Raw genomic sequence first — 23,426 nt, 5'->3', positions numbered from 1 at the left:
CATGGCCAAGGCACCCGTACTCACCCCCCAGGCGGACGATTTCCCGCGCTGGTACCAGGACTTGATCACCAAGGCGGAGCTCGCCGACAACGGTCCGGTGCGCGGCACCATGGTCATCCGACCGTACGGATACGGGCTGTGGGAGCGGATGCAGGCCGAGATGGACGCCCGCATCAAGGAGACGGGCACCCAGAACGCGTACTTCCCGCTCCTGATCCCGCAGTCCTACCTCACGCGCGAGGCGGACCACGTCGAGGGCTTCGCGCCCGAGCTGGCCGTGGTCACGCACGGCGGCGGCAGGGAACTCGAAGAGCCCGCCGTGGTCCGGCCCACCTCCGAGATGATCATCAACGACTACTTCTCGAAGTGGGTGCAGAGCTACCGCGATCTGCCGCTGCTCATCAACCAGTGGGCGAATGTCGTGCGCTGGGAGCTGCGGCCCCGCCTCTTCCTGCGCACCACCGAGTTCCTCTGGCAGGAGGGCCACACCGCGCACGCCACGTACGAGGAGGCGCGCGATTTCGCCGCGCACATTCACCGTCAGGTCTACGAGGACTTCATGGTGAACGTCCTGGCGATGGACGTGGTCCCCGGCCGCAAGACCGTCAAGGAGCGGTTCGCCGGCGCCGTCAACACCCTCACGCTCGAAGGCATGATGGGCGACGGCAAGGCCCTCCAGATGGCCACCAGCCACGAGCTCGGCCAGAACTTCGCCAAGGCCTTCAACACGCAGTACCTGTCGAAGGACGGCCGGCAGGAGCTGGTCTGGCAGACCTCCTGGGGCTCCACCACCCGCATGATCGGCGCCCTGGTGATGACGCACGGCGACGACAACGGCCTGCGCGTCCCGCCGCGGCTGGCACAGATCCAGGCCGTGGTGCTCGCGATCAAGGGCGACGAGGCGGTTCTGGCCAAGGTCCGCGAGGTCGGCGACCGGCTGAAGGCGGCCGGGATCCGTGTCCACGTCGACGACCGCACCGACACCCCCTTCGGCCGCCGCGCCGTCGACTGGGAGCTCAAGGGTGTGCCGGTCCGGATCGAGATCGGCCCGCGCGACCTGGAGAACGGCACCGCGATGCTCGCGCGCCGCATCCCGGGCGGCAAGGAGCCGGTCTCCCTGGACGCCCTGGTGTCGCTGCTGCCGACGGTCCTCGAAGCAGACCAGGCACTGCTGCTGAAGCAGTCCCGGGAGCGCCGCGAGTCCCGTACCACCGAGGTCGCGACGATCGACGAGGCCGTCGAGGCCGCCGGCGTCGGCGGCTGGGCGCGGATCCCGTGGGCGGTGCTCGGCGAGGAGGGCGAAGCCAAGCTGGCCGATCACGCGGTGACCGTACGGTGTCTGGTCGCCGAGGACGGGTCGGTGCCGGACGCCGACGACGCACCCGGTAACGTCGCGGTCGTCGCACGCGCTTACTGAGTCACGGCAGGCGCTCACCGAGTGGGGCGCAAGGCGGCCGAAACGCCTCTTGCGCACCCGCGGACCCCTGCTTCCCCGGTGCGCGGACGGGGGCCTACGCGCCGGGGCGTACGCGGGGCTACGCACCACCTTGTGGTGAGCTGTGAAGCTTCTCCACAGATCAGCGCACCCGCCCTCGTCGGGACGCATCAGAGGCAACTGACGGGTACGTGCAAATTATTTGGGATGCCCCGGAATCGGAACACTGGGGCACCCCGGCTCGTTGTCATTACGTGAGCACGACACAGACACCACCTGTTCTCGCCGCAGAGCTGGCACAGGCGTGGGCCGACATTCAGCGGTACCACCCCGAGCTGCCCGACCTTGCCGCGCCAGAGTCCCTGATCGGGGAGTCGTCGTCCGCGTGCGGTCACGAGCTCTCCTTCGAGCGACTGCTCCATGAGGCAGTCCATGGCATCGCCGCCTCCCGCGGCGTCCGCGACACCTCCCGTGCCGGCCGCTACCACAACCGCAGATTCCTCGCGATCGCCGAGGAGCTGGGCCTGGACCACCCCGAGGAACCGCACCCCAGCAGCGGCTTCTCCCTGGTCACGCTCACCCCCGAGGCGAAGCGCCGCTACCGCCCGACGATGGAGCGCCTCCAGCGCGCCCTCAAAGCCCACACGGCCGCGACCTCCTCCGACACCTCCCGCACCTTCCGGGGCCCGGCCGCACGGCACGGCTCCTCCGGCGGCGGCGTCCGCGTCAAGGCGGTCTGCGACTGCGGCCGCAACGTACGCGTCGTGCCGTCGGTCCTCGCCCAGGCGCCCATCGTCTGCGGAGGCTGCGGCAAGCCGTTCCGGATCCCGGACATCGTGGGAGCGGGAGCGGTGGCCGGCTGACGTCCACCACCGGCATCTCGTGGCTGCCGGTCGGGACAGCACCCCGCCACTGCCGGGCAGGGCACCCGACGTACTTCACCTCCACGCCGGGTGCCCCCTCGGCATGCCCGCACAGCGGCGAACCCCTCGGTCAAAGCCGCTGGCAGGGTGTGGCACAATGGCTAGCTGTACTCGACAGCCGCACAGGACCCCTCTCTCCTCCGGCTGACGCGTCCATCGGGCACTCGGGTACCGCAACCCCACGCGGCCATCTCGCCGTGCCCAACCACGTCAAATCCAGGAGAACCCACTCCCGTGGCAGTCAAGATCAAGCTGAAGCGTCTGGGCAAGATCCGTTCGCCTCACTACCGCATCGTCGTCGCCGACTCCCGTACCCGTCGTGACGGTCGTGCGATCGAGGAGATCGGCAAGTACCACCCGACGTACAACCCGTCGGTGATCGAGGTCGACGCCGAGCGTGTGGCGTACTGGCTCGGTGTCGGCGCGCAGCCGACCGAGCCCGTGATGGCCATCCTCAAGAAGACCGGCGACTGGCAGAAGTTCAAGGGCGAGCCCGCCCCGGCTCCTCTGCTGACGCGGCCCGAGAAGGCCGCGCGCCCGTCGTTCGAGGCTCTCGGCGGTGACGACGAGGGCAAGGGTGAGGCGATCACCCAGAAGAAGAAGGCTGAGAAGAAGGACGAGGCTGCCGCCGAGTCCGCTTCGACCGAGGCCTGAGCATGCTCGAGGAGGCTCTCGAGCACCTCGTGAAGGGCATCGTCGACAACCCTGACGATGTGCAGGTCGCCTCGCGTGACCTGCGCCGCGGGCGAGTGCTCGAGGTCCGGGTCCACCCGGACGACCTCGGCAAGGTGATCGGCCGCAACGGCCGCACCGCACGCGCCCTGCGTACCGTCGTGGGCGCCATCGGCGGTCGCGGTGTCCGCGTCGACCTCGTCGACGTGGACCACGTCCGCTGACGCTTCAACGCAACCGGCTCGGGCCGGGGAGGGCCTGAGGGCCGTCCCCGGCCCGCAGTCGTATGACAGGAGAATGGACACGTGCAGCTGGTAGTCGCACGGATCGGCCGTGCCCATGGCATCAAGGGCGAGGTCACCGTCGAGGTACGGACCGACGAGCCGGAACTGCGGCTCGCTCCCGGCGCCGTGCTCGCCACCGATCCCGCGTCCGCGGGACCGCTCACCATCGAGACGGGCCGCGTTCACAGCGGCCGCCTCCTGCTGCGCTTCAGGGGCGTCAGCGACCGCACCGGCGCCGAGGCCTTGCGCAACATCCTCCTGATCGCCGAGATCGACCCGGACGAACTGCCCGAGGGCGAGGACGAGTACTACGACCACCAGCTCATCGATCTCGACGTGGTCACCGCGGACGGCACGGAGGTCGGGCGGATCACGGAGATCTCGCACTTGCCCACCCAGGACCTGTTCATCGTGGAGCGCCCCGACGGCAGTGAGGTGATGATCCCCTTCGTCGAGGAGATCGTCAGTGAGATCGACCTGGAGGAGCAGAAGGCCGTCATCACCCCGCCGCCGGGCCTGATCGACGACCGCGCCGAGATCGCCTCCAGCCGGGAAGACGTCTCCAGCCGGGAAGAGTCGTAATGCGCCTCGACGTCGTCACGATCTTCCCCGAGTACCTGGAACCGCTGAACGTCTCCCTCGTCGGCAAGGCGCGCGCGCGTGGACAGCTGAACGTGCACGTCCACGACCTGCGCTCGTGGACCTACGACCGCCACAACACCGTCGACGACACGCCCTACGGCGGCGGCCCCGGCATGGTCATGAAGACCGAGCCCTGGGGAGAGGCGCTGGACTCCGTCCTGGCCGACGGCTACGAGACCGGCTCCCACGAGCCGGCCCTCATCGTGCCCACGCCCAGCGGCCGCCCCTTCACCCAGGAACTTGCCGTCCACCTCTCCGAGCGTCCCTGGCTGATCTTCACGCCGGCCCGCTACGAGGGCATCGACCGGCGCGTCGTCGACGAGTACGCGACGCGGATGCCGGTGTACGAGGTGTCCATCGGCGACTACGTCCTGGCCGGCGGCGAGGCGGCCGTCCTCGTCGTCACGGAGGCCGTGGCGCGGCTGCTGCCCGGCGTCCTGGGCAACGCCGAGTCCCACCGGGACGACTCCTTCGCGCCCGGCGCCATGGCGAGCCTGCTGGAGGGGCCCGTCTACACCAAGCCGCCCGAGTGGCGCGGCCGGGACATCCCCGACGTGCTGCTCAGCGGCCATCACGGGAAGATCGCCCGGTGGCGGCGGGACGAGGCCCTGAAGCGCACGACGGCCCACCGGCCCGACCTCATCGAGCGGTGCGACCCCAAGGCCTTCGACAAGAAGGACCGCGAGATGCTGTCCATCCTGGGCTGGGGACCCGACCCGGCGGGGGAGCCGTACGGCCGATTTTGGCGCAGGACCGACGGCGTGGAAGAATAGCCAGCTGTTGTGCGTCCGTCCGGCGTGCGCCCCTGCCACAGGGGGAGACGACGCCCGCCCCGACCCGCACACCCCTGATCCAGAACACCTAGTTTCCGTTGATGACCTGTGGCATCAGCGAAGAAAGCAGACGAAATGTCTCACCTGCTCGACACCGTCGACTCCGCGTCGCTGCGCAGCGACGTCCCCGCCTTCCGCCCGGGCGACACGGTCAACGTGCACGTCCGCGTCATCGAGGGCAACCGCTCCCGTGTGCAGCAGTTCAAGGGTGTGGTGATCCGCCGCCAGGGTTCCGGCGTGCGCGAGACCTTCACGGTCCGCAAGGTCTCCTTCTCCGTCGGCGTCGAGCGCACCTTCCCGGTGCACACCCCGATCGTGGAGAAGATCGAGCTCGTCACCAAGGGTGACGTCCGCCGTGCCAAGCTGTACTACCTGCGCGAGCTGCGCGGCAAGGCCGCGAAGATCAAGGAGAAGCGCGAGAGCTGAGCGCTCTCCGGAGTTCTCATCGGGGCCGGATAGCATCTGGCCTCGATGGACACCGAAGCACAGCCGACGGAGCGCGACCGCTCCTCCCGCCTTTCCGACTCCGAGGACACCTCGGATCCCGGAGGACCGGAGGACCGGTCGCGTTTCGCGTTGTCGCGTGTCACCGAGTGGGTCCCGGGCGGCCGGATCACTCTGACGCTGCTGGCCTGCCTGCTCTTCCTGCTGCTGCTCAGCACGTTCGTGCTGCGGCCGTTCCAGATCCCCAGCGGATCCATGGAACAGGGATTGAGGATCGGGGACCGGGTTCTCGTAAATAAGTTGGCGTACCGTTTCGGTGCCGAGCCGCAGCGGGGAGACATCGTCGTGTTCGACGGGACCGGGTACTTCGGGCACGCGGACTACATCAAACGCGTTGTCGGCGTGGGGGGAGACCGCGTCGTCTGCTGCGACAAGGAGGGGAGGATCCAGGTGAACGGCCGGCCGGTCGACGAGTCGGGCTTCCTGTACCCCGGAGACAGCCCCTCGACGGTGCCCTTCGACGTCGTCGTGCCCGGCGGCACCCTGTTCCTCCTCGGCGACCACCGCGGCGACTCCAGCGACTCCCGCGACCACCTCGGCTCGCCGGGCGGCGGCATGGTCCCGGTCGACGAGGTGATCGGCCGCGCCGACTGGATCGTCTGGCCCTTCGGCCACGCCACCCGGCTGCACCGCCCCGACGCCTACGCGCGCGTGCCCGTCCCCGCCGCCGGAAGGGCGGGCGCCCATGGGTAACCGCGGCAAACCGCGCGGCGTCCCCGCCAGCCCCGCGGACAACCTGCTGCCCACCGGCGCCCGGCGCGCCGCCAGCCCGGCCGGTGGCCGTACGCGCGCCGAGCGGCGCAAGCTCCAGAAGAAGGTCAAGCGGCGCCGCAGGCGCGGTGCCGTCAAGGAGATACCCCTCCTCGTCGGCGTCGCCGTGCTCATAGCGCTCGTGCTGAAGACGTTCCTCGTGCAGGCCTTCGTCATCCCGTCCGGCTCCATGGAGCAGACGATCCAGATCGGCGACCGCGTCCTGGTCGACAAGCTCACCCCGTGGTTCGGCTCCAAGCCGCAGCGCGGGGACGTCGTCGTCTTCAAGGACCCCGGCGGCTGGCTCCAGGACGAGCAGACCGCCCCTGTGAAGGACGACCCCGTCGTCATCAAGCAGGTCAAGGAAGGGCTCACCTTCATCGGCCTGCTGCCGTCCGACAACGACAAGGACCTCATCAAGCGGGTCGTCGGCGTCGGCGGAGACCGCGTCAAGTGCTGCGACACGCAAGGGCGCGTGACCGTCAACGGCATCCCGCTGAACGAGGACTACCTGTACCCCGGCAACGCCCCGTCCGACACGCCGTTCGACATCACGATCCCCCCGGGCCGGCTGTGGGTGATGGGCGACCACCGGAACAACTCCGCGGACTCCCGCGCCCACCAGGACACCGACTACGGCGGCACGGTCTCCGAGGAAGAGGTCGTGGGCCGTGCCATGGTCATCGCCTGGCCCTTCGGGCACTGGAGCACCCTGGAGGAACCGAACACCTACGCCTCCGTGTCCGACTCGGCCCCCGGGTCGACCGCTGCTCCCGAACCGTCGCATAGGGTTGCCTCCTACGATTCGAACGGAACGATCCAGCTCCCGACCCCTGCGGAACTCCCGCTCGTTATGGGAGTGGTGGGCCTGCGTCGTGTATGGGGCAGGCGGCGGCACAGAGTGAGGAGTTGGCGTGGGGGATGTGGCGGTTGGCGCACGGTCCGGACACGACGGCGAGGAGCACCGCGGACGCCCCGCGGGATCCGCCGTCCCGGCCGCGGACAGCGCCGTGACCTTCGGGAATGACTCCGGGGCAGTCGAGGACGACAGGGTGACAGGCGAGTACAGCAGCACAGCCGAGGGCGAGGGGCCGGGCGGCCCGGCCCGGACGCCGAAGAAGCCACGCTCCTTCTGGAAGGAGCTGCCCATCCTGATCGGCATCGCGCTGGTGCTCGCGCTGCTGATCAAGACCTTCCTGGTGCAGGCGTTCTCCATCCCCTCCGACTCGATGCAGAACACCCTCCAGCAGGGCGACCGCGTCCTGGTCGACAAGCTGACGCCCTGGTTCGGCTCCGAGCCCGAGCGTGGCGAGGTCGTCGTCTTCCACGACCCCGACAACTGGCTGGCGGGCGAGCCGGTGGCGGATCCGAACGCCTTCCAGACGTTCCTCAGCTGGATCGGCCTCATGCCGTCCGCGGAGGAGAAGGACCTCATCAAGCGGGTCGTCGGCGTCGGCGGCGACACGGTCGAGTGCAAGGGCACGGGCCCGCTGACGGTCAACGGCAAGGCGCTGGACGAAGCGTCGTACGTCTACCCCGGCAACACGCCGTGCAGCGTCGACGATCAGGGCGGTCAATTCAAGGTAAAGGTTCCCGAGGGCTACATCTGGGTCATGGGCGACCACCGGCAGAACTCCCGGGACTCCCGCTACAACCAGTCGGACGTGCACAAGGGCATGGTCCCGGTGAAGGACGTCGTCGGCCGGGCCATCGTCATCGCCTGGCCGATCAACCGCTGGGACAACCTGCCGGTCCCGGACACCTTCGACCAGGCGGGTCTGGGCGCCCAGTCGGCCGCGGCCGGTCTGGCGGTGGCGCCGCAGGGGCTGGCGCTGCTGGGGGTGGTGCCGGTGGTGCTGTGGCGCCGCCGGAAGCAGTGATCCCGACGGTGGGCTGACCCCGCTCGGTACCCCCGGGTAGGGTGCGGACCCATGGGTGGCGAGAGCATGACGCACACGGCCCCGCGCAGCGGTGGCACAGGCTCGGGCCCGGTGGGCAGCCGGACCGGACAGCGGTTGTCCGGGCTGGCCGTCGCACTGGGCCTTGTGCTGTTCCTGGGTGGTTTCGCCTGGGGAGCGGTGGTCTACCGGCCGTACACCGTGCCCACCAGTTCGATGACGCCGACGATCGACGCGGGCGACCGGGTGCTGGCGCAGCGCGTCGAGGGCGCGGATGTGCGACGCGGTGATGTCGTCGTGTTCAAGGACACCACCTGGGGCAACATGCCGATGGTCAAGCGCGTGGTGGCCGTCGGCGGCGATACGGTCTCCTGCTGCCAGGACGGCAAGCTGAAGGTCAACGGCAAGGAGGTCGACGAGCCTTACCTGGCCGAGGGCACACCGGCGGAGATCACCGGCTTCCCGTCCGTGACCGTCCCCGAGGGGCGCCTGTTCCTGCTCGGCGACGAGCGCGGCAGTTCCATGGACTCCACCGCCCACCTGACCGACGCCGCCGGCGGCACGGTGTCACGCGGCGCCGTCGACGCGCGCGTGGACGCCGTCGTCTGGCCCATGAACGGCATGCTGGCGCGCCCCACCGGCTTCGAGTCGCTCGGCGACCTCTCCTCGCCCGGACCGCTGCGGACGATCACCGCCCTGGTGATCGCCGGCGCCGTGCTCGTCCTGGGCGGGGGCGCCTACGGTCCCGTCGCCAAGGGCGCGGCCCGGGCCCGGCGGGCGAGCGCGGAGCCCGCAGGTGTCCGCTGAGGCCGTGGGGGCGGGTCAGGACACCTACGAGGGCGGGCTGCGCAAGGTCGCCCGGGTCGTGCTGCTCGACCCGCAGGACCGCATCCTGCTGCTGCACGGGCACGAGCCGGACGATCCGGCCGACGACTGGTGGTTCACCCCCGGCGGCGGTGTGGAGGGCGAGGAGACCCGTGAAGAGGCCGCCCTGCGGGAACTCGCCGAGGAGACGGGCATCACCGAGGTCGAGTTCGGCCCGGTGCTGTGGCGGCGGATGTGCTCCTTCCCGTTCGCGGGCCGCCGCTGGGACCAGGACGAGTGGTACTTCCTGGCTCGTACGGACCGCACGGCGATCGAGGCCGTGGGGCTGACCGAGCTGGAGCGGCGCAGTGTCGCCGGAGCGCGCTGGTGGACGTGTCCGGAACTTTGCCGGGCACATGAGACGGTGTATCCGACGAGACTCGCCGGGCTGCTGCGCACGCTGCTCGACGAAGGTCCCCCGGCCAGGCCCGTGATCCTTGACCCGGAAATCGTCTAGGGGTGCACGGAACTGGCGCACAATGGTGGGATCGCACGGCTGAAGGGGAACATGCCATGAGCGCCGAGGACCTCGAGAAGTACGAGACCGAGATGGAGCTGAAGCTCTACCGGGAGTACCGCGATGTCGTCGGTCTGTTCAAATACGTGATCGAGACCGAGCGGCGCTTCTACCTGACCAACGACTACGAGATGCAGGTGCACTCGGTCCAGGGTGAGGTGTTCTTCGAGGTGTCCATGGCGGATGCCTGGGTGTGGGACATGTACCGGCCGGCGCGGTTCGTGAAGCAGGTGCGCGTCCTCACGTTCAAGGACGTGAACATCGAGGAGCTGAACAAGAGCGATCTCGAACTGCCGAGCGGGTGAGGTTCGCCCAGGAGGGTGACGGGGTTTTCCACAGCCGCTGAGCTGTCCACCAAGATCCACTTTGTGGGGACGGGTGCGTGATCGTTGGCGCCGGAGGTGGTGCCGACATGAACGCACGCAGTGCGATGGGCAGGTATGGAGAGACTCTGGCGGCCCGGCGGCTGGCGGAGACCGGACTGACGGTCCTGGAGCGCAACTGGCGCTCGGGCCGGACCGGTGAGATCGACATCGTGGCCAGGGACGGGGACGTCCTGGTCGTCTGCGAGGTGAAGACCCGCAGGGAGGGTCCCTTCGAGCATCCGATGGCCGCCGTGACCCCGCAGAAGGCGGAGCGGCTGCGGGACCTCGCCGAGCGGTGGATCCAGACGCACGGGGGCGCACCGCCCGGCGGGGTCCGCATCGACGTGGTCGGGGTGCTGCTGCCGACCCGCGGCGCGGCCGTGGTCGAGCACGTTCGGGGGGTGGCCTGATGGCATTCGCCCGTACGTGTTCGGTGGCGCTGGTGGGCGTCGAGGGCGTGGTCGTCGAGGTCCAGGCCGACCTGGAGCCGGGCGTCGCGGCGTTCACGCTGGTGGGACTGCCCGACAAGAGCCTGACCGAGAGCCGGGACCGAGTGCGTGCCGCGGTCGTCAACTCGGGCGCGGCGTGGCCCCAGAAGAAACTCACGATCGGGCTGAGCCCGGCCTCCGTCCCCAAGAGCGGCAGCGGCTTCGACCTGGCCGTCGCCGCGGCGGTCCTCGGCGCGTCGGAGCGCATCGACCCCCGGGTCCTCGCCGACATCGTGATGATCGGGGAACTGGGGCTGGACGGGCGGGTGCGGCCGGTGCGCGGGGTGTTGCCGGCGGTGCTGGCCGCGGCGGACGCGGGGTACGAGCAGGTGGTGGTGCCGGAGTGCGCCGCCGCCGAGGCGTCCCTGGTGCCCGGGGTCTCCGTACTGGGCGTCCGGAGCCTGCGCCAGCTGATCGCCGTCCTGGCCGACGAACCCGTACCCGACGAGGATCCGGACGAGCAGGGCCGCCCGGCCCCGCTCCTCGCCGGCCTGCGGATGCCGGGCACGGGCGCCGCCACGGGGATGCACAGCGTCGGCGCGGCCCAGCACGAGCCCGACCACGACCTGGCGGACGTCGTCGGGCAGATCTCGGCGCGCACGGCGGCGGAGGTGGCCGCGGCGGGCGGACACCACCTGTTCCTGGAGGGGCCGCCCGGCGCCGGCAAGACGATGCTCGCGGAGCGGCTGCCCGCCATCCTGCCCCGGCTCGGCCGGCAGGAGTCACTGGAGGTCACCGCGGTCCACTCGGTGGCGGGCCTGCTGCCCCCGGGCAAGCCCCTGATCGACGTCGCCCCCTACTGCGCCCCGCACCACTCGGCCACCATGCAGGCACTCGTCGGCGGCGGCCCGGGCATCGCGCGGCCCGGCGCGGTGTCGCTGTCCCACCGGGGAGTCCTCTTCCTGGACGAGACGCCCGAGTTCAACAGCCAGGCCCTGGACGCCCTGCGCCAGCCGCTGGAGGCGGGGCATGTGGTCATCGCGCGCAGTGCAGGAGTGGTGCGCTTCCCGGCGAAGTGCCTGATGGTGCTCGCGGCCAACCCCTGCCCGTGCGGCCGGTTCTCGCAGCGGGACGACCTGTGCGAGTGCCCGCCCTCGGCGATCCGCCGCTACCAGGCCAGGCTCTCCGGCCCGCTGCTCGACCGGGTCGACCTGCGCGTCGAGGTGGACCGCGTCACCCGCACCGAGCTGACCGCCTCCGGCGCGCGCGGCGAGTCCACCGCGACGGTCGCCGACCGGGTACGGGCGGCCCGGGAGCGGGCCACGGAGCGCCTCGCCGGCACTCCTTGGCGCACGAACAGCGAGGTACCCGGCCGCGAGCTGCGAAGCCGCTGGTACGCCGTGTCCGGGGCGATGGACGAGGCCGAGCGGAACCTGGAGCGGGGCGTCCTGACCGCCCGCGGCCTCGACCGGGTCCTGCGCGTCGCCTGGACCGTCGCCGATCTCGTCGGCCACGACCGGCCCGACGCGACGGACGTCGCCCTTGCGCTCCAGTTGCGCACCGGTGTCCCGAGGGGCGTGCCCATGGCCATCGGAGCGCTGACGTGAGCGCCGCCCCCGGGCCGGACGAGGAGCTGCTCGCCCGGGTCCTGCTCACCCGTGTCATCGAGCCCGGTGACGAGGTCGGCGGGCGGTGGGTGCGGGAGCTCGGGGTGCGGGGCCTGGCCCGGCGGTTGGCGGAGGGCGGGCGGCCCCTGGCCGGGGTGAGCGGGAAGCGGTGGAAGGGGCTACTGGCCAGGGCCGAGGCGGCTCGGCCGCGTGAGGACCTCGCCGTCGCCCGGGAGGCCGGGGTGCGGTTCGTCGGTCCCGGTGACGCGGAGTGGCCGGGGCAGCTCGATGATCTCGGGGATGCCCGGCCGCTGGGGCTGTGGGTGCGCGGTCGGGCCAGCCTGCGGGTGTGGGCGCTGAAGTCGGTGGCGGTCGTCGGCGCCCGCGCCTGCACCGAGTACGGGGCGCACATGGCGGCCACCCTCGCCTCCGGTCTCGCCGAGCAGGGCTGGGTCGTGGTGTCCGGCGGCGCCTACGGAGTCGACGGCGCCGCCCACCGCGGCGCCCTCGGCGCAGGCGGCGCCACCGTCGCCGTCCTCGCCTGCGGCGTCGACCGCCCCTACCCGCGCGGACACACCCAGCTGATCGGCAGGATCGCCGAACAGGGACTGGTCATCGGCGAGTTGCCGCCCGGTGATCACCCGACACCGAGCCGGTTCATCCTGCGGAACCGGGTGATCGCGGCGCTCACCCGCGGCACCGTGGTCGTCGAGGCCGCCCACCGCAGCGGCTCCCTGGTCACGGCACGGGCGGCACAGCGCCTCGGCCGGCACACCATGGGCGTACCGGGCCCGGCCACCAGCGGCCTGTCCGCCGGGGTGCACGAGCTGCTGCGCGGGGAGGCGGTCCTGGTCACCGACACCGCGGACGTCGTCGAACTGGTCGGCGACATCGGACAGCTGGCCCCCGACCGGCGCGGCCCCGTCCTGCCCCGGGACCTGCTCGATCCGGCCGCCCGGCAGGTGCTCGCCGCGCTGCCGGGTGGCCGGGCGGCCCGGCCGGACGAGATCGCGCGCCGCGCACAGACCGCACAGGACGACGCGATCGCGAGACTGTACGAACTCCGAGCACTCGGTTACGTCGAACGACACGGCGACGGCTGGAAGTTGACACGCCAGGCGGTGATGTCGGTCCGCGGCGGTCCCGGGCCATGCTGACCGCGCGTGTTCGGCCGTCCGGGGGAACCTCGACATCCCTTGGAAATTCCCCCAGTTGGGGTTCTCCGGTGATCACACCGAGTGACCTCGCCCCCCTGGTGGGACGCCCTCCGGAACATATCTCCGTCCGCCGTGACCTCCGTCCTTCGCGCACCGCGACACCACAGTCACGCTACGCTCACGAGGATCCCGACACGGACAGGCAACTCGACATCAGACAGACAGCCAACCCCAGCAGCACCACTCCGCAGCAGAACGGCACAAGGCGACGAATGCCCCAGCACACCTCCGGGTCCGACCGGGCGGCGATCCCCCCAGCCGCCCGTGACGGTGGCAGCGTGCGGCCGCCCGCTCCCTCGACGCTCGACGAGCTGTGGCGGTCGTACAAGGCGACGGGGGACGAGCGGCTGCGGGAGCAGCTGATCCTGCACTACTCGCCGCTCGTGAAGTACGTCGCCGGCCGGGTCAGCGTGGGCCTGCCGTCCAACGTCGAGCAGGCGGACTTCGTCTCGTCCGGGGTGTTCGGGCTGATCGACGCGATCGAGAAGTTCGACATCGACCGCGAGATCAAGTTCGAGACGTACGCGATCACCCGGATCCGGGGCGCGATGATCGACGAGCTGCGGGCCCTGGACTGGATCCCCCGGTCGGTCCGGCAGAAGGCGCGCAACGTGGAGCGCGCGTACGCCACGCTGGAGGCGCGGCTGCGGCGGACGCCGACGGAGGGCGAGGTGGCCGCCGAGATGGGCATCGCCGTGGAGGAACTCCACGCGGTGTTCAGCCAGTTGTCGCTGGCCAACGTGGTGGCCCTGGAGGAGCTGCTGCACGGCGGAGGCGAGGGCGGCGACGGGCTCAGCGTCATGGACACGCTGGAGGACACCGCCGCCGACAACCCGGTGGAGGTCGCCGAGGACCGGGAACTCCGCAGGTTCCTCGCGCGGGCGATCAACACGCTGCCCGAGCGGGAGAAGACCGTGGTCACGCTGTACTACTACGAGGGGCTCACCCTGGCCGAGATCGGGAACGTGCTGGGCGTGACCGAGAGCCGAGTCAGCCAGATCCACACCAAGTCGGTGCTCCAGCTGAGAGCGAAACTGGCGAGCTTCGGCCGCTGACCTGGCCGGAAGACGACGGTCCGGCGGGAGCCTCTCCCGCTGGGACTGACGCGTCCGTAGAGTGGTTGACGTGCCAAGGATTCGAGCGGCCTCCGTGGCCGAGCACCGGTCGATGCAGCGAGCCGCCCTGCTGGACGCGGCTCGTTCCTTGTTGTCCGAGGGCGGTACGGAGGCGCTGACCTTCCCGGCCCTCGCCGAGCGGACGGGGCTCGCGCGCTCGTCCGTCTACGAGTACTTCCGGTCACGGGCGGCCGTGGTCGAGGAGCTGTGCGAGGTCGACTTTCCCGTCTGGGCGGCGGAAGTGTCGGCGGCGATGGAGCGGGCGGGGACGGCCGAGGCCAAGGTCGAGGCGTATGTGCGGCAGCAGCTGGAGCTGGTGGGGGACCGGCGGCATCGGGCCGTGGTGGCGATCTCGGCGAGTGAGCTGGACGCCGGGGCCCGGGAGAAGATCCGGGCGGCGCATGGCGGGCTGGTCGCGATGATCGTCGAGGCGCTGGGAGAGCTGGGGCATGAGCAGCCCCGGCTGGCGGCGATGCTGGTGCAGGGGGTTGTCGACGCGGCGGTGCGGCGGATCGAGCTGGGGGCTGCGGAGGAGCCGGGCGTTGTCGCGGAAGCGGCGGTGAGCATGGCCCTGCGGGGTGTGCGGGGCTGAGCCGCGTTGGTGCTCGGGCGGGGTGGGTCCGCAGCCCGGCGGAGCGGGGTGCCGCTGCGCCCAACCCTCCCCCAAGTTCTCGGCTTCTCCCCCAAGTTCTCGACTTCGCTCGAACAGGGGAGACCCCCACGAGTAGGGGTCCCCATCGCCCCCCAAGTGGCACGACTGCCCGCAGCTATCTCCAGACTGGCAGGAGTCGCGAAGGCCCCCTGTGCAGGAGCCAGGGCGGCAGGAGCGACAGTGGGTTCAAGTACGTCTCGTCCCGCCGTAGGCCCCAGTGCACGCACGTAACCGTGCAATGTGAGCCCGTCGCGTCCACTGTGCCGATCACCTCGCTCGGTTCCACCTCCTCGCCCTCCTCCACCGACGCCGTCACCGGCTCGTACGTCGTGCGCAGCGGTGGTTCGCCCGTCCCTGTCAGCTCCACCGAGACCACTCCCTTTCCGGCCACCCGGCCCGCGAAGGACACCCGGCCCGCGGCCACCGCCCGTACCGGCGTCCCCGGCGCCGCCGTCAGGTCCACGCCGCGATGACCCGGGCCGTAGGTCGTCGCCGGGGGTTCCCAGCCGCGCAGGACCCGGGGGCGTAAGCCGACGGGCCAGGTGCGGCCGACCGCCGGCACGGTGACGTCCGCGAGGGGTGCGCCCGCCGCGAACAGGGGCGGCGGAGGGGCCAGCAGGACGGCCGTCGTCATGACCAGCACCAGGACCAGGCGCGTACAAACAGGCACACATCGCTTCGCTTGCATGCCGAAAGCGTCCCGGACCGCTGCCCGTCACCGCCCGTGGCTGTGGACCGCCGTCCGGTTGTGGACAACGGCGTCACCCGGTGCCCCGCGGGTCCCGTACACTTCTGGTGGCGATCCGGGTCACCGGGTCGACTTCGCACGCCCCGATACGCACCCCGGCAACGGGCCGTATCAGCGCCCCTCGGTCCCTCGTGGCACGGCGCGCAGTGGGCGTCAGGCGCGGAAGCCGTCCGGCATCCGCGGCACAACCGAGAAGCACAAGGAGATACGGCCATGGCCGTCGTCACGATGCGGGAGCTGCTGGAGAGCGGCGTCCACTTCGGTCACCAGACCCGTCGTTGGAACCCGAAGATGAAGCGCTTCATCTTCACGGAGCGCAACGGCATCTACATCATCGACCTGCTCCAGTCGCTGTCGTACATCGACCGCGCCTACGAGTTCGTCAAGGAGACCGTCGCCCACGGCGGCACGGTCATGTTCGTCGGCACGAAGAAGCAGGCGCAGGAGGCCATCGCCGAGCAGGCCACCCGCGTCGGCATGCCCTACGTCAACCAGCGCTGGCTGGGCGGCATGCTCACCAACTTCTCGACCGTCTACAAGCGTCTGCAGCGCCTCAAGGAGCTCGAGCAGATCGACTTCGAGGACGTCGCCGCGTCCGGTCTGACCAAGAAGGAGCTTCTCGTGCTCTCGCGCGAGAAGGCCAAGCTGGAGAAGACCCTCGGTGGTATCCGCGAGATGCAGAAGGTGCCCAGCGCCGTCTGGATCGTGGACACCAAGAAGGAGCACATCGCCGTTGGTGAGGCCCGGAAGCTGAACATCCCGGTCGTCGCGATCCTCGACACCAACTGCGACCCCGACGAGGTCGACTACAAGATCCCGGGCAACGACGACGCGATCCGCTCCGTCACCCTGCTCACCCGCGTCATCGCCGACGCCGTCGCCGAGGGCCTCATCGCCCGCAGCGGTGTCGCCACCGAGGGCAAGGGCGAGAAGGCCGCGGGCGAGCCGCTCGCCGAGTGGGAGCGCGACCTGCTCGAGGGCGAGAAGAAGGCCGACGAGGCTGCCCCCGCCGCCGAGGCCGCCCCGGCTGCTGAGGCCGCTCCGGCCGCCGAGGCTGCTCCGGCCGCCGAGGCTGCCCCCGCCGAGGCTGCCCCCGCCGAGGCCGAGAAGCCGGCCGAGGGCGAGAAGGCCGCCGAGGCCGAGCAGGCCTGACCCGTCAGTCCGAGTTGACGGCGGGAGCGCTGACATGAAGTCCGCTCCCGCCGTTCACCCGTAGGTCAGCGGAAGGACAGCGCCCCCCGGCTCCATGGGGCACATCCGCAGATCTTCGATCTTCCAGACTTCGAGAGAGATTCACAGACTCATGGCGAACTACACAGCCGCCGACGTCAAGAAGCTCCGTGAGCTCACGGGCGCCGGCATGATGGACTGCAAGAAGGCGCTGGACGAGGCCGAGGGCAACGTCGAGAAGGCCGTCGAGGCGCTCCGCATCAAGGGCCAGAAGGGCGTCGCCAAGCGCGAGGGCCGTTCCGCCGAGAACGGTGCCGTCGTCTCGATCATCGCCGACGACAACTCCTCCGGTGTCCTCGTCGAGCTGAAGTGCGAGACGGACTTCGTCGCCAAGGGTGACAAGTTCCAGGGCGTGGCCACCGCCATCGCCGAGCACGTCGCCAAGACCTCCCCGGCCGACCTCGAGGCCCTGCTCGCCTCCGAGATCGAGGCCGGCAAGACCGTCCAGGCGTTCGTGGACGAGGCCAACGCCAACCTGGGCGAGAAGATCGTCCTGGACCGCTTCGCGCGGTTCGCCGACGGCTACGTGACGGCGTACATGCACCGCACGATGCCCGACCTGCCCCCGCAGATCGGTGTCCTCGTCGAGCTGGACAAGCCCAACGCCGAGATCGCCAAGGGCGTCGCCCAGCACATCGCCGCCTTCGCGCCGAAGTACCTCTCCAAGGAGGACGTCCCGGCCGAGGTCGTCGAGTCCGAGCGCCGCGTCGCCGAGGAGACCACCCGCGCCGAGGGCAAGCCCGAGGCCGCCCTGCCGAAGATCGTCGAGGGTCGCCTCAACGGCTTCTTCAAGGACGCCACGCTGCTCGGCCAGCCCTACGCGCTCGACAACAAGAAGTCCGTCCAGAAGGTCCTGGACGAGGCCGGTGTCACCCTGAAGCGCTTCGCGCGCATCAAGGTCGGCATCTGAGTCCGTACCGCGATCGACGCCCGACCCCGATAGGGTCGGCAGCAGTCGTCCGTGTACGCCGTCACATGGGTGGCGGACGACAGCAGATCTGACGAGGAGGCCATTGCCGTATGGGATGCGAACCACGCCCCACCGGCAATGGCCTTCTTCGTATGTGCAACACGTGAAAGAGGCGGGATCCCCCATGACCACCAAGGCCCAGAAGAGCGACGACGGCAAAGTACGCGGCCGGTTTCTGCTGAAGCTGTCCGGAGAGGCCTTCTCCGGCGGTGGCGGCCTGGGCGTCGACCCCGACGTGGTGCACAAGATCGCCCGCGAGATCGCGGCCGTCGTGCGCGACGGCGCACAGATCGCGGTCGTCATCGGCGGCGGCAACTTCTTCCGCGGTGCCGAGCTCCAGCAGCGCGGCATGGACCGGGCCCGCTCCGACTACATGGGCATGCTCGGCACCGTCATGAACTGCCTGGCCCTCCAGGACTTCCTGGAGAAGGTGGGGGTGGACTGCCGGGTGCAGACCGCCATCACCATGGGCCAGGTCGCCGAGCCGTACATCCCGCTGCGCGCCGTACGGCACCTGGAGAAGGGCCGTGTGGTCATCTTCGGTGCCGGTATGGGCATGCCGTACTTCTCCACCGACACCACCGCCGCCCAGCGCGCCCTGGAGATCGACGCCGAGGCGCTGCTGATGGGCAAGAACGGCGTGGACGGGGTCTACGACTCCGACCCGAAGACCAACCCGGACGCCGTGAAGTTCGACCACCTCGGGTACGGGGAGGTCATCACGCGCGACCTGAAGGTCGCCGACGCCACGGCTGTGACGTTGTGCCGCGACAACAAGCTCCCGATCGTGGTCTTCGAGCTGCTGGCGGAGGGCAACATCGGACGCGCCGTCAAGGGTGAGAAGATCGGCACGCTGGTGGGGGACCCCGGCAGCCGGGACTGAGACCCCGAGAACAACCCCGTCCGGGGGACGGACGGGACGGAGCCGGGCCGGGGGATGGACAATGTCCTGCCGGTCGGGAACCGTGCAGGAAGAAGACGCGACGCAGCCGGCCGCCGCCCCACATGGAACCGCAGCCGGGCCTACTCAAGACACGCAGGAGCAAGTGGTGATCGAAGAGACCCTCCTCGAGGCCGAGGAGAAGATGGAGAAGGCCGTCGTGGTCGCCAAGGAGGACTTCGCCGCGATCCGCACCGGCCGTGCGCACCCGGCGATGTTCAACAAGATCGTGGCCGACTACTACGGCGCGCCGACCCCGATCAACCAGCTGGCCTCGTTCTCGGTGCCCGAGCCGCGCATGGCCGTGGTGACCCCGTTCGACAAGAGCGCGCTGCGCAACATCGAGCAGGCCATCCGCGACTCCGACCTGGGCGTCAACCCGAGCAACGACGGCAACATCATCCGGGTGGTGTTCCCCGAGCTGACGGAGGAGCGCCGCCGCGAGTACATCAAGGTCGCCAAGAGCAAGGGTGAGGACGCCAAGGTCTCCATCCGCTCCGTGCGCCGCAAGGCCAAGGACGCCATCGACAAGCTGATCAAGGACGGCGAGATCGGCGAGGACGAGGGCCGCCGTGCGGAGAAGGAGCTCGACGACACCACCCACAAGTACGTGGCGCAGGTGGACGAGCTCCTGAAGCACAAGGAAGCGGAGCTGCTCGAGGTCTGATGAACGACTCTTCCTGGGGGGCGCCGCCACAGGCCGGGTACTGGGGGCCCACCGACCAAGGGCATGGCCACGGGCACGCCCACAGCCCTGGCCATGGGCACGCCCAGGGAGCCGCTCCGGCGGGTCCCGCATACGATGCGCATGAAGCGCCTCAGACTCGCCCCATGCCCATCGTGCCCGACGTAGCCGAATACGGCGGGAACCAGGATGACGGCCGGGGGGCTGCTCGGCTGAGCGGCTCCCCGGTCCAGAACGAGACGAATCCGGAGCCCATGCCCGACGCCGCAGAGCCGGCACCCAAGCCGCAGAAGAAGAGCGCGGGTCGCGACCTGAGTGCCGCGATAGGGGTCGGGGTCGGGCTCGGTGCGGTGATCGTCGCGTCGCTGTTCGTCGTCAAGGCCGTGTTCGTCGGCGTGATCGCGGTCGCCGTCGTGGTGGGCCTGTGGGAGCTGACCAAGCGGCTGGACGAGCGCAAGGGCATCCGGGCGCCCCTCGTGCCGCTCGCGCTCGGCGGTGCCGCGATGGTCGTCGCCGGGTACGTCAGAGGCGGCGAGGGCGCCTGGGTCGCCATGGCGCTCACGGCGCTGGCCGTGCTGGTGTGGCGCATGACGGAACCGCCCGAGAACTACCTCAGGGACGTCACGGCGGGCGTCTTCGCGGCGTTCTACGTGCCGTTCCTGGCGACCTTCGTCGCGATGATGCTGACGGCGGACGACGGCCCGCAGCGGGTGCTCACGTTCCTGCTGCTCACGGTCGTCAGCGACACCGGTGCCTACGCGGTCGGCTGGCGCTTCGGCCGAAACAAGCTCGCCCCGCGCATCAGCCCCGGCAAGACCCGCGAGGGTCTGCTCGGCGCGGTGGCCTTCGCCATGGTCGTGGGCGCGCTGTGCCTGGAGTTCCTCATCGACGACGGTGCCTGGTGGCAGGGACTGCTGCTCGGCCTCGCGGTCGCGGTCAGTGCCACGCTCGGCGACCTCGGGGAGTCCATGATCAAGCGGGACCTCGGCATCAAGGACATGGGAACGCTGCTGCCGGGGCACGGCGGCATCATGGACCGGCTGGACTCGCTGCTGCCCACGGCTCCGGTGGTGTGGCTGTTGCTGGTGCTCTTCGTCGGGTCGAGCTGAGGCGATACCGCTTTCACGGCTCTTACGGCTCTTACGGCGAGCTCCCGTCCGATGGTCGGCGGGGGCTCGCTGTTGTTGTGCGGAGGTGCCTGCGGCGACACCAAGTGGGACGATTCAGGTGTACGTCGCGAAGGGGGACATCATGTCCAGCATTCGACAGACCATCGATGTCGACCGGCGTCCCGAGGACGTCTACAACTACGTCATGGACACCCCGCGCATGCCCGAGTGGCAGTTGAGCGCCGTGTCCGCGGAGCGCCTCGACGAGGGGCCCGTCGGCGTCGGTTCCCGGGTCCGGGTCACCCGGCACATCGGCCGCCGGGTCATGCCGATGACCATGGAGGTCACGGAGTACGACCCGCCGCACAGCTGGGGTCTGCGGGGTGTCGACGGCCCCGTCCGGGCACGTGTGCACGGCGAGGTCGAGCCGTTCGACGAGGGGCGGCGCTCCCACGTGACGATCGAGGTCGACTTCGAGGGCCACGGCGTCGGCAAGGTCCTCGTCCCGCTCGTCGTACGCCCCCAGGTCCGCAAGGAACTGCCCCGCAACGAGCAGCTGCTCAAGGATCGGCTGGAGCACGCGGGAGGATGACGATCCTGCGGATGGACAACGTCCTCATCGTTGTCGACGACCTCGACGCCGCTCTCTCGTTCTTCGTCGAACTCGGCATGGAGCTGGAGGGCAGAGGGCCGGCCGAGGGACGTTGGGTGGAGCGTGTCATCGGGCTGGAGGACGTCCGACAGGAGATCGCGATGCTGCGGACCCCGGACGGTCACGGCCGCATCGAGCTGGCGATGTTCCACCAGCCGAAGGCGGTCCGCCCCGAGCCGAAGGACGCGCCGGCGAACACGCTGGGCATTCGTCGCATCATGTTCGCCGTCGACGACATCGAGGGCGCCATCGCCCGCCTGCACACCCACGGCGCCGAACTCATCGGCGAGGTGGTGCGATACGAGGACATCTACCGGCTCTGCTACCTCCGCGGCCCCGAGGGCATCATCGTCGGGCTGGCCGAGCAGCTCGGCTGAGGATTGCCGAAGGACCGCGTGCCCAGCGGTCGCAGGTCACATGAATCGATCTGCGAGCGTAGAAGTGGCGAAGGGCGTGCATTCCGTGCTGCCGGGCGGAGGCGTACGCCTTGCCGGGTTCGGGCGTCAGGACAGCCAACGATGGGCGCTTACGGTTGCACACAGCGCAACGGCCCCTGACCGATGTTCCTGGTCAGGGGCCATTCTCACTGCTCACCACGCGGAGGCGGTGGGATTGGAACCCACGGCGACATCGCTGCCACGACGGTTTTCAAGAGCTCCTGGCGAGGGACGCAGCCCGGCGGCGCAGCCCCCAAGCCCTGAACCGGCCGCTGCCGAAGATGCCGACACCGATGGACAGGGCGAGCAGCACGGATGAGGGCCCAACGCCAAGGGAGACCGAGTGGTGCCCGGCTGCCAGCGACAACAGAAACATGATCAGCATGAGGGTCGCTGCTGCCGTGGCGAGAAAGACCGCCAATTCGGCCCACCACATCGCCCGTGTTGGTTGAGTCGTCACGACGTCGTTGTACACCCGTGCCACTGGGCTTACAAGGCAGACCACGGCGTCCTCGATCAGCGCTGGGCCGTCCCTCGGCCGTGCGAGGCCGACCGACGATGACAGAGGGCGCCCATGGGTGACCGCCCCCACCCTGCTCTGGCCTGGGCTGCCCGAGTTGATCTGCGACACTGGGAGGGTTATGCCTGCACCCGGAGAACTCACTTTCGTCGCCCCGCGCGGAGCCAAGAAGCCGCCGCGGCATCTCGCCGACCTCACTCCTGCCGAGCGCAAGGAGGCCGTTGCCGCTGTCGGGGAGAAGCCGTTTCGTGCAAAGCAGCTCTCGCAGCACTACTTCGCGCGGTACGCGCACGATCCGCAGCAGTGGACCGACATCCCGGCCGGTTCCCGCGGCCGGCTCCAGGAGGCGTTGCTGCCCGAGCTGATGACGGTCGTGCGGCATCTGTCGACCGACCAGGGCACCACGCGCAAGACGCTGTGGCGGCTGTTCGACGGGACGCTCGTCGAGTCCGTGCTGATGCGCTACCCGGACCGGGTGACCATGTGCATCAGCTCGCAGGCCGGGTGCGGGATGAACTGCCCGTTCTGTGCGACCGGGCAGGCTGGGCTCGACCGGAATCTGTCCACCGCCGAGATCGTGCACCAGATCGTGGACGGCATGCGGGCCCTCCGGGACGGTGAGGTGCCGGGCGGGCCGGCGCGGCTCAGCAACATCGTGTTCATGGGCATGGGCGAGCCGCTCGCCAACTACAACCGGGTCCTCGGCTCCATCCGGCGGCTCACCGACCCCGAGCCCGACGGGCTGGGGCTCTCGCAGCGCGGGATCACCGTCTCGACGGTCGGGCTCGTCCCGGCCATCCACCGGTTCGCCGACGAGGATCTCAAGTGCCGCCTCGCGATCTCGCTGCACGCCCCCGACGACGAGCTGCGCGACACCCTCGTCCCCGTGAACACGCGGTGGAAGGTGCGCGAGGTCCTCGACGCCGGGTTCGAGTACGCGGCGAAGTCCGGGCGCCGGCTGTCCATCGAGTACGCGCTGATCCGGGACATCAACGATCAGGCCTGGCGCGGTGACCGGCTGGGGCGCATGCTCAAGGGCAGGCCCGTGCACGTGAACCTGATTCCGCTCAACCCGACGCCCGGCTCCAAGTGGACCGCCTCGCGGCCCGAGGACGAGAAGGCATTCGTGGAGGCGATCGCGGCCCATGGTGTGCCGGTGACGATCCGGGACACCCGTGGTCAAGAGATCGACGGGGCGTGTGGTCAGCTCGCGGCCACCGAACGGTAGTCTGACCGGCGTAAGCACACCTGCATATCCGACACCTGCATATTCCGACAGGGGAGCGCCACAGCGCTGAGAGTGCGGCACCCGGCCGCAGACCCTCCGAACCTGGCCCAGGTCATTCTGGGTAGGGAGATCGGTCATCACTCGAGCTGTTGCGCCCTGCCCGGGACTCCCAGAGATCCCGGGCAGGGCCGCGTCTTCTCC

General features: G+C 70.1%; 28 protein-coding genes and 1 riboswitch. Of the genes, 26 read left to right on the top strand and 2 right to left on the bottom strand.

The genetic code is table 11. The annotated features are described in order from the left end of the window. Position 1 precedes the first annotated feature (1 nt). The 18 genes from proS to ACIBNA_RS41495 all read left to right on the top strand — a co-directional run bounded on the left by proS (position 2) and on the right by ACIBNA_RS41495 (position 14,646). Complete coding sequence (proS, locus tag ACIBNA_RS41580; protein ID WP_399170522.1) at positions 2 to 1,417, top strand: proline--tRNA ligase; 1,416 nt, start codon at positions 2 to 4, stop codon at positions 1,415 to 1,417. A gap of 272 nt (positions 1,418 to 1,689) precedes the next feature. Beyond that, complete coding sequence (locus tag ACIBNA_RS41575) at positions 1,690 to 2,298, top strand: hypothetical protein (protein ID WP_399170521.1); 609 nt, start codon at positions 1,690 to 1,692, stop codon at positions 2,296 to 2,298. A gap of 294 nt (positions 2,299 to 2,592) precedes the next feature. Further along, positions 2,593 to 3,012 carry a 30S ribosomal protein S16 gene (gene rpsP / locus ACIBNA_RS41570; protein ID WP_399170520.1) on the top strand — a complete coding sequence of 140 codons (420 nt, stop codon included), beginning with the start codon at positions 2,593 to 2,595 and terminating at the stop codon, positions 3,010 to 3,012. A gap of 2 nt (positions 3,013 to 3,014) precedes the next feature. Next, positions 3,015 to 3,254 carry an RNA-binding protein gene (locus ACIBNA_RS41565; protein ID WP_005479813.1) on the top strand — a complete coding sequence of 80 codons (240 nt, stop codon included), beginning with the start codon at positions 3,015 to 3,017 and terminating at the stop codon, positions 3,252 to 3,254. A gap of 81 nt (positions 3,255 to 3,335) precedes the next feature. Beyond that, positions 3,336 to 3,896 carry a ribosome maturation factor RimM gene (gene rimM, locus ACIBNA_RS41560; RefSeq protein WP_399170519.1) on the top strand — a complete coding sequence of 187 codons (561 nt, stop codon included), beginning with the start codon at positions 3,336 to 3,338 and terminating at the stop codon, positions 3,894 to 3,896. Beyond that, positions 3,896 to 4,729, top strand: coding sequence for a tRNA (guanosine(37)-N1)-methyltransferase TrmD (gene trmD / locus ACIBNA_RS41555; protein WP_399170518.1), 834 nt, complete (start codon positions 3,896 to 3,898; stop codon positions 4,727 to 4,729). The genes rimM and trmD overlap by 1 nt, the downstream gene beginning before the upstream one ends. Before the next feature lie 135 nt (positions 4,730 to 4,864). Then, positions 4,865 to 5,215, top strand: coding sequence for a 50S ribosomal protein L19 (gene rplS / locus ACIBNA_RS41550; protein WP_003993262.1), 351 nt, complete (start codon positions 4,865 to 4,867; stop codon positions 5,213 to 5,215). Positions 5,216 to 5,260: 45 nt separating this feature from the next. Next, a complete protein-coding gene (gene lepB / locus ACIBNA_RS41545; RefSeq protein WP_399170517.1) occupies positions 5,261 to 5,986 on the top strand; it encodes a signal peptidase I in 726 nt (241 codons plus the stop codon). Then, a complete protein-coding gene (gene lepB, locus ACIBNA_RS41540) occupies positions 5,979 to 7,070 on the top strand; it encodes a signal peptidase I (RefSeq protein WP_399170516.1) in 1,092 nt (363 codons plus the stop codon). The genes lepB (ACIBNA_RS41545) and lepB (ACIBNA_RS41540) overlap by 8 nt, the downstream gene beginning before the upstream one ends. Beyond that, positions 6,958 to 7,923 carry a signal peptidase I gene (gene lepB / locus ACIBNA_RS41535; protein WP_399170514.1) on the top strand — a complete coding sequence of 322 codons (966 nt, stop codon included), beginning with the start codon at positions 6,958 to 6,960 and terminating at the stop codon, positions 7,921 to 7,923. The genes lepB (ACIBNA_RS41540) and lepB (ACIBNA_RS41535) overlap by 113 nt, the downstream gene beginning before the upstream one ends. Before the next feature lie 51 nt (positions 7,924 to 7,974). Beyond that, a complete protein-coding gene (gene lepB, locus ACIBNA_RS41530; protein ID WP_399170513.1) occupies positions 7,975 to 8,748 on the top strand; it encodes a signal peptidase I in 774 nt (257 codons plus the stop codon). Further along, on the top strand, positions 8,738 to 9,262 hold the full coding sequence (locus ACIBNA_RS41525; RefSeq protein ID WP_399170512.1) for an NUDIX hydrolase: 525 nt from the start codon (positions 8,738 to 8,740) through the stop codon (positions 9,260 to 9,262). The genes lepB (ACIBNA_RS41530) and ACIBNA_RS41525 overlap by 11 nt, the downstream gene beginning before the upstream one ends. 56 nt (positions 9,263 to 9,318) lie before the next feature. Further along, on the top strand, positions 9,319 to 9,627 hold the full coding sequence (locus ACIBNA_RS41520; RefSeq protein ID WP_003993268.1) for a DUF2469 domain-containing protein: 309 nt from the start codon (positions 9,319 to 9,321) through the stop codon (positions 9,625 to 9,627). A gap of 77 nt (positions 9,628 to 9,704) precedes the next feature. Next, the gene (locus ACIBNA_RS41515) at positions 9,705 to 10,097 is read left to right on the top strand and encodes a YraN family protein (protein ID WP_399170511.1); all 393 of its coding nucleotides are present in this window, start codon (positions 9,705 to 9,707) and stop codon (positions 10,095 to 10,097) included. Beyond that, entirely contained in the window at positions 10,097 to 11,722 is a 1,626-nt protein-coding gene (locus ACIBNA_RS41510; protein ID WP_399170510.1) for a YifB family Mg chelatase-like AAA ATPase, read from the top strand. The genes ACIBNA_RS41515 and ACIBNA_RS41510 overlap by 1 nt, the downstream gene beginning before the upstream one ends. Further along, a complete protein-coding gene (gene dprA / locus ACIBNA_RS41505; protein ID WP_399170509.1) occupies positions 11,719 to 12,879 on the top strand; it encodes a DNA-processing protein DprA in 1,161 nt (386 codons plus the stop codon). The genes ACIBNA_RS41510 and dprA overlap by 4 nt, the downstream gene beginning before the upstream one ends. 272 nt (positions 12,880 to 13,151) lie before the next feature. Next, positions 13,152 to 13,994: an RNA polymerase sigma factor WhiG gene (gene whiG, locus ACIBNA_RS41500; protein WP_399170508.1), complete on the top strand. Its 843-nt coding sequence runs from the start codon at positions 13,152 to 13,154 to the stop codon at positions 13,992 to 13,994. Between the two features lie 94 nt (positions 13,995 to 14,088). Continuing rightward, positions 14,089 to 14,646, top strand: a complete 558-nt coding sequence (locus ACIBNA_RS41495; protein WP_274822188.1) for a TetR/AcrR family transcriptional regulator — start codon at positions 14,089 to 14,091, stop codon at positions 14,644 to 14,646. 175 nt (positions 14,647 to 14,821) lie between these two features. Here the strand turns inward: ACIBNA_RS41495 and ACIBNA_RS41490 are convergent, their stop codons facing one another. After that, positions 14,822 to 15,340: a peptidoglycan DD-metalloendopeptidase family protein gene (locus tag ACIBNA_RS41490; RefSeq protein WP_399170507.1), complete on the bottom strand. Its 519-nt coding sequence runs from the start codon at positions 15,338 to 15,340 to the stop codon at positions 14,822 to 14,824. A 327-nt stretch (positions 15,341 to 15,667) separates the two neighbouring features. Here ACIBNA_RS41490 and rpsB point away from each other — a divergent pair, with 327 nt between their 5' ends. The 7 genes from rpsB to ACIBNA_RS41455 all read left to right on the top strand — a co-directional run bounded on the left by rpsB (position 15,668) and on the right by ACIBNA_RS41455 (position 21,417). After that, positions 15,668 to 16,606 (top strand): 30S ribosomal protein S2, encoded by a 939-nt coding sequence (rpsB, locus tag ACIBNA_RS41485; RefSeq protein WP_399170505.1) that lies wholly within the window; start codon positions 15,668 to 15,670, stop codon positions 16,604 to 16,606. Positions 16,607 to 16,757: 151 nt separating this feature from the next. Then, the gene (gene tsf / locus ACIBNA_RS41480) at positions 16,758 to 17,594 is read left to right on the top strand and encodes a translation elongation factor Ts (protein WP_059421873.1); all 837 of its coding nucleotides are present in this window, start codon (positions 16,758 to 16,760) and stop codon (positions 17,592 to 17,594) included. A 184-nt stretch (positions 17,595 to 17,778) separates the two neighbouring features. Next, positions 17,779 to 18,537 carry a UMP kinase gene (gene pyrH / locus ACIBNA_RS41475; RefSeq protein WP_010044452.1) on the top strand — a complete coding sequence of 253 codons (759 nt, stop codon included), beginning with the start codon at positions 17,779 to 17,781 and terminating at the stop codon, positions 18,535 to 18,537. Positions 18,538 to 18,703: 166 nt separating this feature from the next. Then, on the top strand, positions 18,704 to 19,261 hold the full coding sequence (gene frr / locus ACIBNA_RS41470; protein ID WP_059422066.1) for a ribosome recycling factor: 558 nt from the start codon (positions 18,704 to 18,706) through the stop codon (positions 19,259 to 19,261). Continuing rightward, entirely contained in the window at positions 19,261 to 20,388 is a 1,128-nt protein-coding gene (locus ACIBNA_RS41465; RefSeq protein WP_399170503.1) for a phosphatidate cytidylyltransferase, read from the top strand. Before frr ends, ACIBNA_RS41465 begins: the two co-directional genes overlap by 1 nt. A gap of 142 nt (positions 20,389 to 20,530) precedes the next feature. Beyond that, positions 20,531 to 20,980, top strand: coding sequence for an SRPBCC family protein (locus ACIBNA_RS41460; RefSeq protein WP_399170502.1), 450 nt, complete (start codon positions 20,531 to 20,533; stop codon positions 20,978 to 20,980). Continuing rightward, positions 20,977 to 21,417, top strand: a complete 441-nt coding sequence (locus tag ACIBNA_RS41455) for a VOC family protein (RefSeq protein WP_399170501.1) — start codon at positions 20,977 to 20,979, stop codon at positions 21,415 to 21,417. The genes ACIBNA_RS41460 and ACIBNA_RS41455 overlap by 4 nt, the downstream gene beginning before the upstream one ends. 271 nt (positions 21,418 to 21,688) lie before the next feature. Here ACIBNA_RS41455 and ACIBNA_RS41450 read toward each other — a convergent pair whose 3' ends face one another. Then, complete coding sequence (locus tag ACIBNA_RS41450; protein ID WP_399170500.1) at positions 21,689 to 21,952, bottom strand: hypothetical protein; 264 nt, start codon at positions 21,950 to 21,952, stop codon at positions 21,689 to 21,691. A 166-nt stretch (positions 21,953 to 22,118) separates the two neighbouring features. Between ACIBNA_RS41450 and rlmN the strand changes: the two genes are divergently transcribed. Beyond that, positions 22,119 to 23,225, top strand: coding sequence for a 23S rRNA (adenine(2503)-C(2))-methyltransferase RlmN (rlmN, locus tag ACIBNA_RS41445; RefSeq protein WP_399170499.1), 1,107 nt, complete (start codon positions 22,119 to 22,121; stop codon positions 23,223 to 23,225). A 39-nt stretch (positions 23,226 to 23,264) separates the two neighbouring features. Next, positions 23,265 to 23,371, top strand: a riboswitch (TPP riboswitch). The last annotated feature ends 55 nt before the right edge of the window (positions 23,372 to 23,426 follow it).

Origin of the sequence: Streptomyces sp. NPDC050164 (genome assembly GCF_044459945.1) — a bacterium.
Classification (GTDB): Bacteria; Actinomycetota; Actinomycetes; order Streptomycetales; family Streptomycetaceae; genus Streptomyces; species Streptomyces coeruleorubidus_A.
This window is presented reverse-complemented; position numbering and strand designations above follow the sequence as displayed.

Bases quoted from the DNA above. Each gene is read 5' to 3' on its own strand.
- pyrH (WP_010044452.1), top strand. From the start codon at position 17,779: ATGACCACCAAGGCCCAGAAGAGCGACGACGGCAAAGTACGCGGCCGG.
- rplS (WP_003993262.1), top strand. From the start codon at position 4,865: ATGTCTCACCTGCTCGACACCGTCGACTCCGCGTCGCTGCGCAGCGAC.
- lepB (WP_399170517.1), top strand. From the start codon at position 5,261: ATGGACACCGAAGCACAGCCGACGGAGCGCGACCGCTCCTCCCGCCTT.
- ACIBNA_RS41465 (WP_399170503.1), top strand. From the start codon at position 19,261: ATGAACGACTCTTCCTGGGGGGCGCCGCCACAGGCCGGGTACTGGGGG.
- ACIBNA_RS41460 (WP_399170502.1), top strand. From the start codon at position 20,531: ATGTCCAGCATTCGACAGACCATCGATGTCGACCGGCGTCCCGAGGAC.
- rpsB (WP_399170505.1), top strand. From the start codon at position 15,668: ATGGCCGTCGTCACGATGCGGGAGCTGCTGGAGAGCGGCGTCCACTTC.
- whiG (WP_399170508.1), top strand. From the start codon at position 13,152: ATGCCCCAGCACACCTCCGGGTCCGACCGGGCGGCGATCCCCCCAGCC.
- ACIBNA_RS41490 (WP_399170507.1), bottom strand. From the start codon at position 15,340: ATGACGACGGCCGTCCTGCTGGCCCCTCCGCCGCCCCTGTTCGCGGCG.
- ACIBNA_RS41565 (WP_005479813.1), top strand. From the start codon at position 3,015: ATGCTCGAGGAGGCTCTCGAGCACCTCGTGAAGGGCATCGTCGACAAC.
- proS (WP_399170522.1), top strand. From the start codon at position 2: ATGGCCAAGGCACCCGTACTCACCCCCCAGGCGGACGATTTCCCGCGC.
- lepB (WP_399170516.1), top strand. From the start codon at position 5,979: ATGGGTAACCGCGGCAAACCGCGCGGCGTCCCCGCCAGCCCCGCGGAC.
- ACIBNA_RS41510 (WP_399170510.1), top strand. From the start codon at position 10,097: ATGGCATTCGCCCGTACGTGTTCGGTGGCGCTGGTGGGCGTCGAGGGC.
- ACIBNA_RS41455 (WP_399170501.1), top strand. From the start codon at position 20,977: ATGACGATCCTGCGGATGGACAACGTCCTCATCGTTGTCGACGACCTC.
- trmD (WP_399170518.1), top strand. From the start codon at position 3,896: ATGCGCCTCGACGTCGTCACGATCTTCCCCGAGTACCTGGAACCGCTG.
- lepB (WP_399170513.1), top strand. From the start codon at position 7,975: ATGGGTGGCGAGAGCATGACGCACACGGCCCCGCGCAGCGGTGGCACA.
- tsf (WP_059421873.1), top strand. From the start codon at position 16,758: ATGGCGAACTACACAGCCGCCGACGTCAAGAAGCTCCGTGAGCTCACG.
- ACIBNA_RS41520 (WP_003993268.1), top strand. From the start codon at position 9,319: ATGAGCGCCGAGGACCTCGAGAAGTACGAGACCGAGATGGAGCTGAAG.
- rlmN (WP_399170499.1), top strand. From the start codon at position 22,119: ATGCCTGCACCCGGAGAACTCACTTTCGTCGCCCCGCGCGGAGCCAAG.